The sequence below is a fragment of the Pseudomonas flavescens genome, from assembly GCF_013408425.1.
Taxonomy (GTDB): Bacteria; Pseudomonadota; Gammaproteobacteria; order Pseudomonadales; family Pseudomonadaceae; genus Aquipseudomonas; species Aquipseudomonas fulva_A.
Map to the genome: position 1 here is coordinate 1,065,659 of NZ_JACBYV010000001.1, position 14,538 is coordinate 1,080,196.

General features: G+C 54.0%; 11 protein-coding genes and 1 pseudogene. 6 read left to right on the forward strand and 6 right to left on the reverse strand.

Annotated features, from left to right (window positions below):
• Positions 1–558 precede the first annotated feature (558 nt).
• Together FHR27_RS04610 and FHR27_RS04615 are read left to right on the forward strand one after the other, a co-directional pair.
• Complete coding sequence (locus tag FHR27_RS04610) at positions 559–702, forward strand: hypothetical protein (protein WP_179537939.1); 144 nt, start codon at positions 559–561, stop codon at positions 700–702.
• Positions 703–728: 26 nt separating this feature from the next.
• The gene (locus FHR27_RS04615) at positions 729–2,318 is read left to right on the forward strand and encodes a hypothetical protein (protein WP_179537940.1); all 1,590 of its coding nucleotides are present in this window, start codon (positions 729–731) and stop codon (positions 2,316–2,318) included.
• A gap of 312 nt (positions 2,319–2,630) precedes the next feature.
• On the opposite strand, the gene FHR27_RS04620 is transcribed toward FHR27_RS04615, so the two are convergent.
• From FHR27_RS04620 to FHR27_RS04640, 5 genes are all read right to left on the reverse strand, one after another.
• Positions 2,631–3,962 (reverse strand): tyrosine-type recombinase/integrase, encoded by a 1,332-nt coding sequence (locus FHR27_RS04620; RefSeq protein WP_179537941.1) that lies wholly within the window; start codon positions 3,960–3,962, stop codon positions 2,631–2,633.
• Positions 3,963–4,032: 70 nt separating this feature from the next.
• Positions 4,033–5,103, reverse strand: a complete 1,071-nt coding sequence (locus FHR27_RS04625) for a hypothetical protein (protein ID WP_179537942.1) — start codon at positions 5,101–5,103, stop codon at positions 4,033–4,035.
• Entirely contained in the window at positions 5,096–7,408 is a 2,313-nt protein-coding gene (locus FHR27_RS04630; protein WP_179537943.1) for a tyrosine-type recombinase/integrase, read from the reverse strand. The genes FHR27_RS04625 and FHR27_RS04630 overlap by 8 nt, the downstream gene beginning before the upstream one ends.
• On the reverse strand, positions 7,401–9,587 hold the full coding sequence (locus tag FHR27_RS04635) for a hypothetical protein (protein ID WP_179537944.1): 2,187 nt from the start codon (positions 9,585–9,587) through the stop codon (positions 7,401–7,403). The genes FHR27_RS04630 and FHR27_RS04635 overlap by 8 nt, the downstream gene beginning before the upstream one ends.
• Positions 9,588–9,601: 14 nt before the next feature.
• Positions 9,602–10,447 (reverse strand): deoxynucleotide monophosphate kinase family protein, encoded by an 846-nt coding sequence (locus FHR27_RS04640; RefSeq protein ID WP_257026817.1) that lies wholly within the window; start codon positions 10,445–10,447, stop codon positions 9,602–9,604.
• Positions 10,448–10,549: 102 nt separating this feature from the next.
• Between FHR27_RS04640 and FHR27_RS04645 the strand changes: the two are divergent.
• The 4 genes and pseudogenes from FHR27_RS04645 to FHR27_RS04660 all read left to right on the forward strand — a co-directional run.
• Positions 10,550–10,900, forward strand: a pseudogene (locus tag FHR27_RS04645) (dTMP kinase); the annotation flags it as partial.
• Positions 10,893–11,879: a DNA polymerase III subunit delta' gene (locus FHR27_RS04650; protein WP_042556692.1), complete on the forward strand. Its 987-nt coding sequence runs from the start codon at positions 10,893–10,895 to the stop codon at positions 11,877–11,879. The pseudogene FHR27_RS04645 and the gene FHR27_RS04650, both read left to right, overlap by 8 nt.
• A 34-nt stretch (positions 11,880–11,913) precedes the next feature.
• Positions 11,914–12,270 (forward strand): PilZ domain-containing protein, encoded by a 357-nt coding sequence (locus FHR27_RS04655; protein ID WP_042556691.1) that lies wholly within the window; start codon positions 11,914–11,916, stop codon positions 12,268–12,270.
• 92 nt (positions 12,271–12,362) lie between these two features.
• The gene (locus FHR27_RS04660; protein WP_179537945.1) at positions 12,363–13,145 is read left to right on the forward strand and encodes a TatD family hydrolase; all 783 of its coding nucleotides are present in this window, start codon (positions 12,363–12,365) and stop codon (positions 13,143–13,145) included.
• A 219-nt stretch (positions 13,146–13,364) separates the two neighbouring features.
• Here FHR27_RS04660 and FHR27_RS04665 read toward each other — a convergent pair whose 3' ends face one another.
• Positions 13,365–14,498: an aminotransferase class V-fold PLP-dependent enzyme gene (locus FHR27_RS04665; RefSeq protein ID WP_042556689.1), complete on the reverse strand. Its 1,134-nt coding sequence runs from the start codon at positions 14,496–14,498 to the stop codon at positions 13,365–13,367.
• Positions 14,499–14,538 lie beyond the last annotated feature (40 nt).

Here is a 14,538-nt window from a genome sequence, read left to right on the forward strand (position 1 = left end):
AGGTTCTAGCGGGTAGCGCCCTGTCGTTCCTGCTGGAGCTACTCGCCCGACCTACTTAGGGCTGACTCGGCCAACCCGAAAATAGGGGTCGTGAATCCGTAGACCACTACACATGCCTTTCACGACATTTCCGAAAAGTTTCAACCCCGAAAAATCTCTGCGTAGGGCTCGCCACTCTGGAACTGAGCTGACGCCATGGGTCAGAGTGACCAAATGGGGATGCGCAATGATGAAGGATTCGGGGGCTGTCTCGACTAAGTTCGCTGTGTGAATGGCCTCCTTTCATCGCTCTAGCATGACCTTACAGGGACAGCGGCAAGCGGAGCGCGCCAGGCGTGAGGATGGCAGCCCGCAGGGCCAAGACCCAGGCAACGTCTGGAGGCTTTGTTCACGACAGCCGGCCCGGCAGGGCACGCACAACAGGTCGACCCGAAAGCGGCTCAATCCCCAAATTGGGTAATGCTAGTGCTTATGAAAAGGTTGTCGTCGACAATCCGCTAGGGGCACGAGCTCGTCCTGACTAACCTTGGTTCCACCAACTCAACGGAGGAATCCAGCATGTCAGTCGACAACAAAACTCAGCAGCAAAAAAATCATCATTCCGATCAGCTCAACCGCAATCGTGGATCAAGCGGCAGCAATCAGGCCAACTCAAAGGCTAACGGCAATCGGGGCAAGCAACTGAACCCCAATCAGCGTTAAATTCGGAGCAAGCAGGGACGCTTATCATGGACAACATAATGCAACGCGAATACACATATCCAACGCTTGGAGAGACGGTCAAGTACCTATTCGACGCCACAGGCATCACGGGTGATAAAGATTTACCTGCGGTGACGAACAGCTCTCTGCATGACAAAAATGCCAAGACCATTTACAAACAGCTCAATCGCCTGGCTGAGGAGAGTGGTTCGCTCCAGCCCCAGCTCGACGCTCTACTCGATCTGTATATTGAGGAGCTTCGTGTCTATGTGACTTGCCCGGTGATGCGGCTACAAATTGCCGAGTTACTGAGCGATCTGTATGGGCCATATCGAGAAACACTCAAGCAGTACTGCACATTCGCGACTAAGTCAGAGACAGTGCGCTACCTGCTCACTAGCTATGCGGTCAGAAGCAGCGTTTCGTCCTGGCAGGTGCAAGCTCTAGCGACTTCAGCCGCAAATAATCAGCAGCCTCGCCCCACCCAGGCCTTCTGGTTTTTGCCCCATGAGGAGGATGGCCTGCTCGTTTCTCCACTGCATAACGCACTGCAGTGGGTGTACGAGATCAGTGGGGTCTCTCAGGCACAGTTTCATAAGCCCAGCGGCGTGAGTGACCCCTGTGGCCAACTAGCACGCAATCTGGACACGAGTCGTAAGTGGAGGGTCTTAGGTAAATCCAAGCCACCGACCTTGCCGGCGCTCTATCGAAACGTGACGCATAGCTTCGATGCGCTTGAGCTGGCTGGGAAACCTGTGGTGCCTGAGCTGCGTCTGGCGATCATCACGAGTTTGGCGGTCGCTAGGATAGCTAGCTACATTGCCTACAGCATCGAGGCAGAGTACGGGCGTGAATTTCTGCTCAGTACCTGCGAACAAATAAAGCTCTACAACGGCTGGATCTCACCTCATCTGGAGGTTGCTCGGCAGGAGGGGGAGAGGCTTACTGAGACTTATCCCATCGCTCAGCTTGACCTAGGGCAAGCACGCGCCCATTACGCGCTCGAAGTGTTTAGGGACTACATGTCGAAATGCTCAGAGGCGAACGTATTCATTCAGGGGCATCGCGCTTCTGATGGTACTTACAACCCACTCAGCATCGAATTGGTTGAAAACCAACTGGGGGCGTTTGCTGCGCGCATGGATCAGGACATCACGAACCGTTGGGTACTGGATAAGCCTGCCGGCTTTGATGAGTTGATGGCAGAGGCAAGTGCAATGCGTAAGGCCGGCTCCACGACGCTGGCTGATGTGGATGCATTTGAGCAGCGGATGACAAAGGCTGACTTGGCCAAGCGGGCGCCTTGGATGTTTCACTGGCTTCGCGCTGTGGTTCTCTACCGCGCTGATGAGTTCGATGCGGCAGTTGAACACTACACTGCGGCTTTTCAGCTTGGCCGATACAGTGCTGGCGATTATCAGTACCGACTGATGAATCAATACCTGGAAGTAATGGCTAAGACGAACCGTTGGCTACCGTTCAAGCAAGGGGCATTTTGGGCCTACTACCTTGGTCTGGAGGTTCGCCATCTGCGTGATAGCGAGCCTACCGATGAGAATATTCGGTTCGCGTATACGATGCTCGGCATGCCCAACCTCAAGTACTTCCAGGTGTAGCGCTTGATCCATCATTTGCTGGGTCGCAGCGCCGTCGTGGTGGGCCTCCTCCAAAATTAGGCGGAGAGTAGGGGGCATCGTCCTCTCTGTTGCAGGCGTGACCTGCAGCCGAAGCCTGGGGGCGGCAAGCGGAGCGCGCAGGCGTGAGGATGGAAGCCCAAAGGGCCAAGACCCCAGGCGAAGCCTGGAGGCTTGGTTCACGACAGCCGACCCGACAGGGCACGCCCAACCCTTCATCGGCCAAAAACTTCTGAGTAACGAACGTTCTGAGCGATGTAGTCGGGCAATCGTCTACCTTGCGTACCGCAAGCATCAGGCAGCCTGAGTCGAAGAAGGGAGGTCGTCCAGGGCTGGTAGCTTGATGCTTTGAATGAATCCGCTTACCGACTGGGTGGGATTATTCAGCAGATCTAGAGTCCTACCTTTATGCACCATCATGATGATTCTGGCCATATCGATGTAGTATTTGTAGGTCGTTTCAAAATCATCGTGCCCCATTTGATCCTTGATCGCCTGGGCTGTTGCTAAGTAGAGGGTCTGCATGTCCTCTGTTAACAGGCGATCCCCAAACGTGTTGATCAGATGCTGTGTAGGCCACCAGTGTCTTGCTTGGTAAAAGCATATGTGATTTCGAAAGTCAGGATGATTGCGCATGGCCTTTTCTTTCGCATCGTTAGTGCGCGAAGCAATCTGCGTTGCCGTTATTGGATCGCCCTTTTTATTCAGAAATAGTATTGAGGGTGGGCAAGGGTGGCCATATTTTTTCTTGTAAAGCTGCTTGCGAATAGTGTAGTACGGGATTATGTAGTTGGCCTCTAGCGCCTTTAGATCATCCATGTTGATGGTGATTGTTCGATCTTTGTTTCCTTTGCTGTTATAAACTTCATATTTGATCGATGCGCTTTTTTTATTCATTTCAGAATAGGGCATAACGTGTTTGTTATCACCATTTCCTAGATAAGGAAAGTTAACAATATCCATTGGCCGCATCGCGGTACCCAGTGACAGATTGAAGAGTGCCTGGTAGACCGGGTCAGAGTAGCTTTCAAGGAGTTGGCTGATTTCCTTGTCTGTGATCAAAAAGTCGGATTTGCCCTGACGACTCTTGCGGTCAAGAATCCTAATATTTTCTGGATCAATCTTTTCTCGCGAGACTTGCTTGATATAATTTAACATTCGGCGATTTTTGAAGTTTGCTCGCCATGTCCGTAATTCGACACTTACATTTGTCAGATAGCCTTTTTTGTTAATCCAGTGGAAAAATGTCAATAAAATTTTGGCGTCTTCAAATATGGTTTCGGAATTCGGTCGTAAAGATCCTTTACTTAGCCTCTGCATCTGGCGATATATTTGCCATTGCCGAATATCAATGTTGTCTGCAAGAGCGTGGTAGGCGCTAATGTCTTTGCCTTTAAATTTTTGACGTGTAGCCAAGAATCGGTAAAACATTGAAATAACGGTAGCGTAGCGCGTGGACGTTGACATGGACGATGTCGTTTTTCTGTACAAGTAGAGGTTAGGGTGAGTCAGTAGAATTTTTTTATTGCCGACTTCAGCAATGAGAATGCAGTGACTCACGCGTCCACCGTGCTCAATGCTCTGATATTCTATCTGCTTTGTTTTAATTATAAGTTCTTCGTTCATCTCGGCAATCCAAAGGCCCGTATCATTGGGCGTCCTGTTTGTTCGTCTATTTTTGGGCTTGTTATTGTAGTTATTCGCCTTGCTGCACTTTAAAGTGCACGACTTGATCAAAACCCCAGGCAACCAAGGGGATATCCGCCCTGTCGGCAGCCTTAACTTCGTCGGGGGGGACAGGGGCTTGCTGATATATGAAGGTTCTTTGGGCTTTTCGTTCTGTGTCAGATGAGCAGTACGGGATGTAAATACTTTTCTTGGCGCTCTTTGGCAATCCCCCTAAGAAACCTGTTATCTCATCTCTAGTGAATAAGGGGAGTCTTACAATTAGTGATGTCTCTCTAGAGAGGCTTCTATAGTTCTCTGCGAAGATTGAAAATCTTGATATGTATTTATCAAGGAGGATAATGATGTGCGTATCTGGTTCGTCGGAGAACTTTGCAAGTTTTTGCTTTATTTTTCCGAGCTCAGCAATTTTCGCATCTTCAAAGGCGTCGATATTGCCATTGGACGCGTACGCTCCGCATAAATGCTGAATGTCTACGTCATAGGCTAACTTGTTTTGCGCGTGTGACGCTGAGCTGTTAGATAATAGGCTCTTCTGAGTCAGTTTTAGTTCGAGCTCAGTGATCTTTTTGATTAGCTCAACGTTGTGAAGCGTCTGACGCTCTAAGGAGATACGCACCTGATTACTTTCAAGCATCAAGATGTCGTTGTTCATTAACGAGGTGATGTGGGAGTCCAGGGCCTTCTGGAGCTCCCTTTGATGCTCCTGCTTCACTCGCTGGAGCTCTGTCTTCCACTTGGCGGTGGTGTCATTAACCACTAACTGCTTTTCGATCTGGATACGCTGGGCTGTACCGCTCACCAGTTCGCCAATATCCTTCTTCCCTGATATATAGGGCTTCAGATCACGATAGTAGAGATGCAGCGTCTGGCGGGAAATCCCCAAGCGCTCCGCTACATCTTGGATTTTAAGCTTGGCGGTGTTGCCAGACAGGTGGTGGGCGACTAGGAGTTCAATGATCGCCGACCGTCGATCTACCTTTTCCAGTTCGTCATCTTGCTCAGCGACTTCTACTGGGTCGAGGGCTTTTACTAGCACGGTAGTTTTTAGTGGCTCTGAGGCTCCGATTGATTTACGCATGAGTAACCTCAATCAGCTGTGCAGCTGAGTGGCCGGTCTCATTGAGGTTGGCCAGGTGGGCGTGGGCTGCTTTGACGCGTCGATTGAGCTCGCGCTCTGCCACCGCACTGAGCTTGCCTGCCGAGTTGTTTAGAACCTGCGAATAGAACTGGGCAGTGTCCTCCAGCGCATACTTCGCGCTTTGAAGTACCACAATCTTCCTACAGTCAGGCTGGCAGTTTCCCGGATCTGGCATGATCAGGTCACCCTCAATCTCCCGACCTTGAAGGCACGGCGGTAGGTTCTCGTGTGTAAAGTGTTCGCCGGTTAGACAGTAGGTACCAACCGCAGTACGACGGATAAAGAGCGGCTCACCAGCGGCGAGCAAGTGGCTCACGTAGGCCACAAGGGTGACTTTCAGCTGCTTCCCTGTGAATTCATCGGGCCGCTTGAGGATCTGCTGGTAGATGCGTTTGGCACCTTCGCCCGAGTAACCTGCAAAGCGTATTCCCGCTACGATGTCGTGGAATTCTCGTGCGTAGCTCTGCTCGATCGCGATTGCCACACTACGTACCATCAGCGGATTTCGAGCGATGTATCGCAGTGTCATCGCGTAGCTCTTGTGGCCAAAGAGCGCTCTAATAATATCGATATTACGCTCATCACGATTAATCAAAATTTCAGCAATTGTCTTGCGGAATCGATGCGCGTGCAGGCGAGCAATCGGCAGTTCTTCCTTGAGCTGTACGATGATGTTGGTGACTAGGCCAGGAGTTGCCTTATTAACTACCTTGCTTGAGTTGTTAGGTTGAAACAACCATCCTTGTTTGTAAAACGGCGGAAGACTACGCAATTCTTTGAATTTAGATATCATGTCTCCGACGTAACGCGGGAGCGGAAGCGTGTCCTCTTCGCCGTGGGTAGGGCTCGCAGATGTCTTATAGCGAGTTATCGTAATCCAATAGTCGCCCTTGTGATCCGTCGTGATATGGTCGAAATGAATAGTAGCGAGCTCGGATTTACGACCCCCTGTAACTAATGCGACTAGCATGAAAATCGAGTTGCGAATGCCGTTTAGTGCTCGACCGTAGCCGCCGACCCAGCTGTGCGTGTAAGTCTCATCACCTTTTAGAGTGTATCGAAGCACATGCGGCCTCATTATCTCCTTCCCATCAATAGTAATGGTCATGAGCTTATCGAGCTCTATCAGCCGCTCGCGACGTTTAATGTTTTTATCTGTGTACTCATGGAAACCATTATCCATTATGTAGTTTTTCAGATCGGACAACTTAGGGATAGCGCCATCAAGCCACGCCGTTGCGTAGTTCATGATGTGCTCTAGATCTTCCTCTGAATATGATGTCCATGCATTCATGGTGCCAGTAAATTTACTTTTTAGAACCTCATGCCGGCGCTCAACGGTATCAATCTGGTCAATCGGGATGCTCAGGTAGTACTGCTCTGGGATAAGCTTGTGCTCAGAGAGATTGCACCACAATCTTAAAAATTTGAATAGAAGGAAGAAGTGAAGTTTACTTTCACTGGCTTTAGCCTTTTCGAGCGCTTGCATCACCATCGGAATGGAAATCAGGGCGATATGTTCAGGCTGAGCTGAGATGTGATTGTCTATGAAAATATATTTTTCAAGTACTGCGTATTCGTTACCAAAGGCCTTGGCTGTTGTATATGACCGAATGAAGCTGAACGGCGAGTAATCAGGGATTACATGGTAGACGAGTACGCGCTTGAGATCGTTAGAGCCTGACAGCTCTCTATTAAAACGGATGTTATTTGCAAACGAATTCTTTCCGTGAGGCAACTTCCACATCTTGTCCCTGTAATTCGATTCAGGGCAGATCGGGAAGTCATCAAGCACGCTTAATTTGCTTGCAAGGGATGAGGAGGGTGCGTCAGGCCGTCTTTGGAACTCCTCCTGCAAGCTCTCCAATTCTTCGAATTCTAATTCGCTATAGTCCTCTTCAATTTCTCTGAGCATCGAGGCTGCTTCGCTTTCATCATCCCCATCTACAGACTCGGCGTCTTCATCTGAACCGTCTTTGACGTCATCCGGCAAAGCTGATGCCGAGGTGGCACTACCTTCGTTGCGCGTCTGGTTCGTGGTTTTAGTGGGCTGAACACTGCTCTCACTCTGAACCAGACCTTCTTTTTCCGGTAGCGAAGCAAGACGGGGTTTATAGTTCGCGCGTTCAGATTTAGGCAGTGCGAGCATCTCGAAAATTGACAGTTTTGGTTTTGCTGCGTTTTCGTGCACTGAACTGCCACTCTGCTCAACGACTTCTTCAGCTTGGAATTTATAGTTAGACATTGTGATCCTCACTTTCAAAGATGACTTTCAGTACTTTCAGATCGCGCGGTAAAAGAGGGCTGTTGCGTCGGCGGTAACGAGCAGCCATGGAGATGTCTTCTTCGTCACCCCATTCGTCCAAAATGAACCGGATTGCTTCAAGCTCTTTCTCGATTCGGTTCGCGAACCCCCCTGCATCGTCATCGCCGAGCATCTCTTCTAGATGCGACGCTCGCTCCATTAAGAAGGGCAGTGAGTCTTCGAAGATTCGCAGTTGACTGCAAAAAATGCACTCACCGAGCTCCCAGCATTTGCCGCCTGTTCGTGCGATGATCTCTGAGCCAACCCAGTCCGGTTTTCGCTGGTCAGCGCACGCCCACATCGGTCGAGAAAGTCCCGGTATATGGAAAATTTTTAGATCGGCTGTGGCATCAGCCTGCGCCTGGGCGCCGATCATTCCCTTGAACTGCCTCGTCCTCAGAAGAGTCATGATCTCTTCGAGTTCAGTTCGAAGACGTTGCAGGCGTCCTTTGACTGCTAGGCCACTGTTGTCATAAAAGATGTCAGTTGTTTCACGATCGCTATGACCCATACTTGTTGAGAGTAGAGCGATCGGGTTGTGCTTTTTCGTGTAGAGCAACCAAGTTGGACGAAGGCGCCTGGTGATCTCTTTAGCCGAGGCCAAGCGTTTGCCATCCTCAATCACCTCGTACTGCTGTAGGAAGTGCTTCATGGCGACCCTGAAGGTCTTGGGATGCGCAATCGACGTGTGACGACCGCCTCTGTCCCAGTCACAACTCGGTCTGATGCAGAGAAACATGGTGTTCATCCGATCTTCTGTTCTAAGAATCGGAATCACGTCGAAGGGAATGCCGTCCAGTGGTTCCGACATTTTGATCGCAAGCCTGATCAAGTTGTAGAACGAGTAGGGGTCGTCGTCTCTTGTCGGTAAGTTGATGCGCTTGGCGTCGTGATAGGTCTTATCATTTCCTTGGGAGCGGGATTTTTCTGAGAAAACTACGCGAATAGCCGACTCAATCGTACTCGTTAGCGGGTGCTCGAAATTGTTCTGGTCGATAGCTAACGCGGTCTCTTTATTCCAGCCGGACTGAAACATCATGAAGATAACAATAGCTAGCATGTCTACAATCGTCGGGTAGTACAACGCTAAGACTTCGTCTAGAAATAAAATAAGGTTAGGCTTTCTATTGGCGGTGGTTAATCGATACAGAAGGATAGCGATGATGTCATCACAGCCTTTTTCCGGCTTGCCAAGCTTGATGCGGCGGTAGTTGTCATAAATGTATCTCAGGTCATAGCTGAAGGGGTAGCCATTCACCAGAAAGGTTTTCATCACACGAGCGTAATCTATTTCCCATTTGTCAACATGTAGGCCTACGAGCGGGTTTGACTTGACTTCGTATGGGATACTATCTTTGCAGTTCTCGTAAATTGCACATAACTCGCTCCAAGGGTTTGCAGAGTTAATGACTTCCTGGATTTCTGTGTCGTTGCAACAGCTGAGCTGAGTTATAAATCCGGATGGCTGAGGCGTCCGACTGTGTTGCTTATTGTATTTTACAAATTCCAATGCTCGTTGGCGTGTTACGGGTGGATAGAAAAGCTCCATTACCTCAGATGCTATATAGGGCTGGGCCTCGTCAACCTCGGCGCGAAAACGCAATTTATCCCACAGGGTATGGATATGTGTAGTTAGTGCCGATTGCAGCGAATCAACACCTTCTGGAGATAGAGGTTCTTGTCCATGCTTCTTATTGATGGGCACCATTGGAAGTGTGATAAAGGGAAGCTTTCCAGTATCGCGAGCAACTACTGTAATTGCCGTCTTTAGTTTCTCGGCGAGCGACGGTGAAAGCTCTCTGTCACGCAAGTAATGAATAAATTTCGTAAATACTTCTGAGGTTATATCGGTGTACTTTTCCACTTTCAACTGCTCGGGCATTGAGCTGTTGTACTGCACGAGAAAAGTTAAAAAATGCTCGATAGCGCTGCGTAATAAATAAGAGTTTGAGTAGCTCTTGGATGGGCCGTAGAGGACAAAAAGCCAGTGCAAGCATTTGCATAGATTGGATTCTGGGTCGTACGCAGGGCTGGACAAGTATCGGCAATCAACAGGCATACCCTCCTTGCTGATAATCTCGGTAATCTCATTCGGAATTTCACGGTTAAAAGCAGTCATTATTTGTTATCTTCTTAGTTCTTATTGTTATTGATATTCTGATTTTTGTGCTGCTGCTGGGCCCAGGCATGCTCGATTCGAGTGCGTAAGACTTCGAGAGAGCCGTCGTTCACGATCAGTACGTCTGCGGATGCCTGTTCAATTCCAAGCTCGGAAGAGTGGGCTTTTACTGCCTGCAGGTCTGGCCGTTTGATATGCCAAATCTGGCCATTGTGCGCACGCAGGAATGCTGCTTCATTTTCGAAGCGGATGTCCTTGATCACGATCGTGTGCGCCGTCATAGGCACCTGCTCGCGGCGTTTGAGGGGCTCCAGCCGGCGAATGACGCGTCGCTCTTCGAAGTCTGGGTACATGCGCAGAGTGAGCGTTTTGAGCAGGCTCACAGCTTGAGCAGGGGATAGCCCCCAGTACGCATCCAGGGTGTCGTACGCATCGCCAATCATCTGCTCATCCGCGAAGTCGAAGAACGCTTGGGCGGCTAGGGAAAATGGGGCATCTGGTGCTCCTGGCGCGAGTGGCTTTGAGGGGCTAGAGGTCGAAGTCTCCGATACCTGAGAAGAGGGTGGATTGATCTCTCTCGCGGCTCTCATCAGCCAGTGGTCTGCGTTATGATTGCGCATCCACTCAGTACCCACGGTTTGGAAAAACTCACGCGGCGAGCGACCCCAGAGCTCTATGGTTTTCTCTTTCTGGGTGTCCAGCCAAGTCTCATCATCGGTCAAACCAAACAACGCTTGGCACCCCACTTTGAGAGGGTCTGCCAGTGCGAAAGCAGCCACTCCTTGGTGGGCCAAAAGCATGGATGCTGCGGTGTCTTTGCCTGACCTAGCGAGTGCGGCCAGGCCGATGATGGTACGCATGTGGTGCTCCTGAGGCTTCCCCGGCTCCCGTGTTTCGGGGCTTTCAGGGTTGTTTACGTTTCTAGAAAGGGATATTAACACCTAATGTTTACGTTTTCACCAAACCGAAAACAAGATGCGACCTACGCCTATCAGGGCGGGGGCCGTGGCCTGGATGTGCAGCGCATCGCCCTGCTGGAGAATTTCGTTCAGGGTGCGCTGCGCCCGGATCTGACTCTGGTGTTCGATCTGCCGGTCGAGGTCGGCCTGGCACGGGCGGCTGCCCGTGGTCGTCTGGACCGCTTCGAGCAGGAAGGTCGCGATTTCTTCGAAGCTGTGCGCAGTACCTACCTGCAGCGGGCCAGGGCCGAGCCGGCGCGCTATCGCATTCTCGATGCCGCCCAGTCGCTCGAGGCCGTGCAGCGTGATCTCGATGCGCTGCTGCCGCAATTGCTGGAGCTGCAGCGTGGCTGATGTCTATCCCTGGCAGGCGGAGCTCTGGCAGCAACTCGCCGGGCGCGCGCAACATGCCCACGCCTACCTGCTGCATGGCCCCGCTGGCATCGGCAAGCGGGCGCTGGCCGAGCGCCTGATGGCGCTGTTGCTGTGCAAGTCGCCGGTGGCGCAGCAGGCCTGCGGGCAGTGCAAGTCGTGCCATCTGCTGGCTGCCGGCAGCCACCCGGACAACTACGTGCTCGAGCCGGAAGAGGCCGACAAACCGATCAAGGTCGATCAGGTGCGTGCGTTGGTCAATTTCGTGGTGCAGACGGCGCAGCTCGGGGGGCGCAAGGTGATTCTCATCGAGCCTGCCGAGGCGATGAACCTGAACGCCGCCAACGCTCTGCTCAAGAGCCTGGAGGAGCCTTCGGGCGACACCGTGCTGCTGTTGATCAGTCACCAGCCGAGCCGTCTGCTGCCGACCATCAAGAGCCGTTGCGTACAGCAGGCCTGCCCGCTGCCCAGCGAGGCGGTGAGCTTGCAGTGGTTGAGCGAGGCGCTGCCGGGCACTTCCGAGCAGGAAATCCGCGAGCTGCTGTACCTGGCTGCAGGTTCCCCGCTGGCAGCGGTCAGGCTGCAGGCACAAGGCGTGCGTGAGCAGCGTGCGCTGGTCGCCGAGGGCGTGAAGAAGCTGCACAAGCAGCAGATTTCCGCCAGCCAGCTGGCCGAGAGCTGGAACGCCGTGCCCCTGCCGCTGCTGTTCGACTGGTTCTGTGACTGGGCTCATCTGATCCTGCGCTACCAGCTGACCCAGGACGAACAGGGGCTAGGCCCGACGGACATGAGCAAGGTCGTGCAGTACCTGGCGCAGAAAGCGCCCCAGGGCAAAGTGTTGAATATTCAGGAGTGGTTGCTGCAGCAGCGGCAGAAAGTACTGGGCAAGGCCAACCTCAACCGTGTTCTGCTTCTCGAAGCCTTGCTGGTGCAGTGGGCAAGCCTGCCTGGACCGGGCTAGAATCGAGACCACGTTTCGACATCAGGAATCACGCATGAGCTTGCCACCCAATCTGGGGCCCCGTAACGGCATCCTGTCCCTGACCATCAAGGACAAATCCGTGCTCTATGCCGCCTACATGCCCTTCATCAAGAATGGCGGCCTGTTCATTCCCACGAACAAGAGCTACAAGCTCGGCGATGAAGTGTTCATGCTGCTCAACCTGATGGACGAGCCGGAAAAGATCCCGGTCGCCGGCAAGGTGGTGTGGATCACTCCGAAGGGCGCCCAGGGCAACCGCGCTGCAGGCGTGGGCGTACAGTTCAACGAGGGTGACAACACCGCCCGCAACAAGATCGAGACCTACCTGGCAGGCGCCCTCAAGTCCGATCGCCCCACCCATACGATGTAACGACGGCAAGCAGGTGGTCACGGATGATCGGCAGGCCTCGCCGTCTGCCTGATCCCGTGCGTCGCCACGCTTGCCGCTCGAGGCTCTGATTTATGCTCATAGATTCCCACTGCCACCTCGATCGTCTCGACCTGGCCGCCCGCGGCGGTTCGCTGGACGAAGCACTGGCAGCCGCCCGCGCTCGTGGTGTCGGCCACTTCCTGTGCATTGGCGTGAGTGCCGATAACGCTGCCACCGTGCGCGAATTGGCGCAGCGCTACGCCGACGTCGACTGCTCCGTCGGCATCCATCCGCTCGATCTCGAGCCAGGCAGCGCACCGGCGCTGGACTGGCTGCTCACCGAGCTGGACCACCCAGGGGTGGTCGCCATCGGTGAAACCGGCCTGGACTATCACTACGAACCGGAAGCGGCTGAGCTGCAACAGGAGGCTTTCCGCCTGCACCTGCAAGCCGCTCAGATCACCGGCAAACCGGTGATCGTGCATACCCGCGAGGCCCGTGCCGACACCCTGACGCTGCTGCGCGAGGCGGCGCTGCCCCAGGGCGGCGTGCTGCACTGTTTTACCGAGGACTGGGAGATGGCCAGGGCGGCCCTGGATATCGGCTTCTACATTTCGCTGTCCGGTATCGTCACCTTCCGCAATGCCGATGCATTGCGCGAAGTCGCCCGTCAGGTGCCCGCCGATCGCCTGCTTGTGGAGACCGATTCCCCTTATCTGGCGCCCATTCCCCATCGTGGCAAGCCAAACCTGCCGGAGTACGTGCGTGATGTCGCCGAGTACCTGGCGGTGTTGCGTGGTGTCAGTTACGAAGAGCTGGCGCGGCAGACGGGGGAGAACTTCAAGCGCCTGTTCCCGCTGGCCCGGGTGGCCTGAGTCGTCGCCACCGGGATCGCGCGCAAAAAAAACCCGGTTTCGCGCAGAAGCCGGGTCAAGACCTTTAGGAGTCAAGCGAAGTGCGCGGTCCTCGGCACTCCGGCCGCTGCGACACTTGGGGGGGTATGTCGCACCGGTATCTGAAGTATTGGCCATGTGCGGCAGACGTCCATCCCCGCCTTTAAACGGATTTGGAATACTTTTCCCGCTGCTGAGTGCTTATTCGCTGGCAAGCTGACGCAGCAGCTTCAGGGTGTGCTCGATGATCCGCGGCTCGGTGTAGAAGTGCGGCGACAAGCGGATACCCCCACCGCGCTGAGCGCAGATGATCTGTTCGCGCTTGAGACGTTCGTGCAACGCGCGATTGTCCCAGCCATCCATGGCGAAAGTCAGGATGCCGGCGCGCTTTTCGCGCTCGACGATGCTGCGCATCTGCACCCCCGGGATGTCCCGCAGGCCGTCGAGCAGCCACTGCACGCGCTCGTGCACCGCCTGCTCGACGTGTGCCATGCCGACCTCCTCGAGCAGCGAAAGGCTCGCTTCCAGCGCCATGGCGCCGAGCATGTTGGGGCTGCCGCATTCGAAGCGTCTGGCGCTGCGGGCCGGCTGCCAGTCGTCACGGTCGTAGTCGCCAGCGTGCTCGAGCATGTGCCAGCCGTATTCGTGCAGGGTCAACTGCTCGCGCAGGTCCTGACGGCAATAGAACACGCCCAGGCCTTCAGGGCCGAGCAACCACTTGTGGCCGTCGGCCATGGCAAAGGCGCAGCCACTGCTTTGCACATCCATGCTCATGGCACCCAGCTGCTGGATGGCATCGACGCAGAGCAGAACGCCGCGCTGCCTGCAGCCGGCTCCCAGGCGATCGAGGTCCAGGCGCAAACCGCTGGCGTATTGCACCGCACTGATGGCCATCAGGCGGGTGCGCGGTGTACAGGCGGCGAGCAGGGCGCTTTCGGCATCGCCGTCCTGCAGGTCGACCTGGACGACTTCCACGCCCTGCGGGCGCAGCGCTTCCCAGACGATGCGGTTGGATGGGAACTCCTCGGTGCTGATGATGACCTGGTCACCGTCGCGCCAGTCCAGGCCGAAGGCCACGAACGACAGGGCTTCCGAGGTGTTCTTGAGCAGCGCGATGTCGGCTCGCGAGGGGGCGTTGAGCAGGCGCGCCAGGCGCTCGCGCAGGCGCCGTTCTGTTTCCAGCCATTGCGGATAATCACGGGCGCCGGTGGTGATGTTCTCCCGGGCGAAGCGTTCTACGGCCCGTGCGGTGCGTGCCGGCCAGGGGGCGACCGCAGCGTGGTTCAGGTAGTAGAGATCGTCCGGTTGGGGAAACTCGTCGATGATGGCATTCATGAGCGCGTGATCCGTGCAATTTGGCGTTAGTTAGGCATAA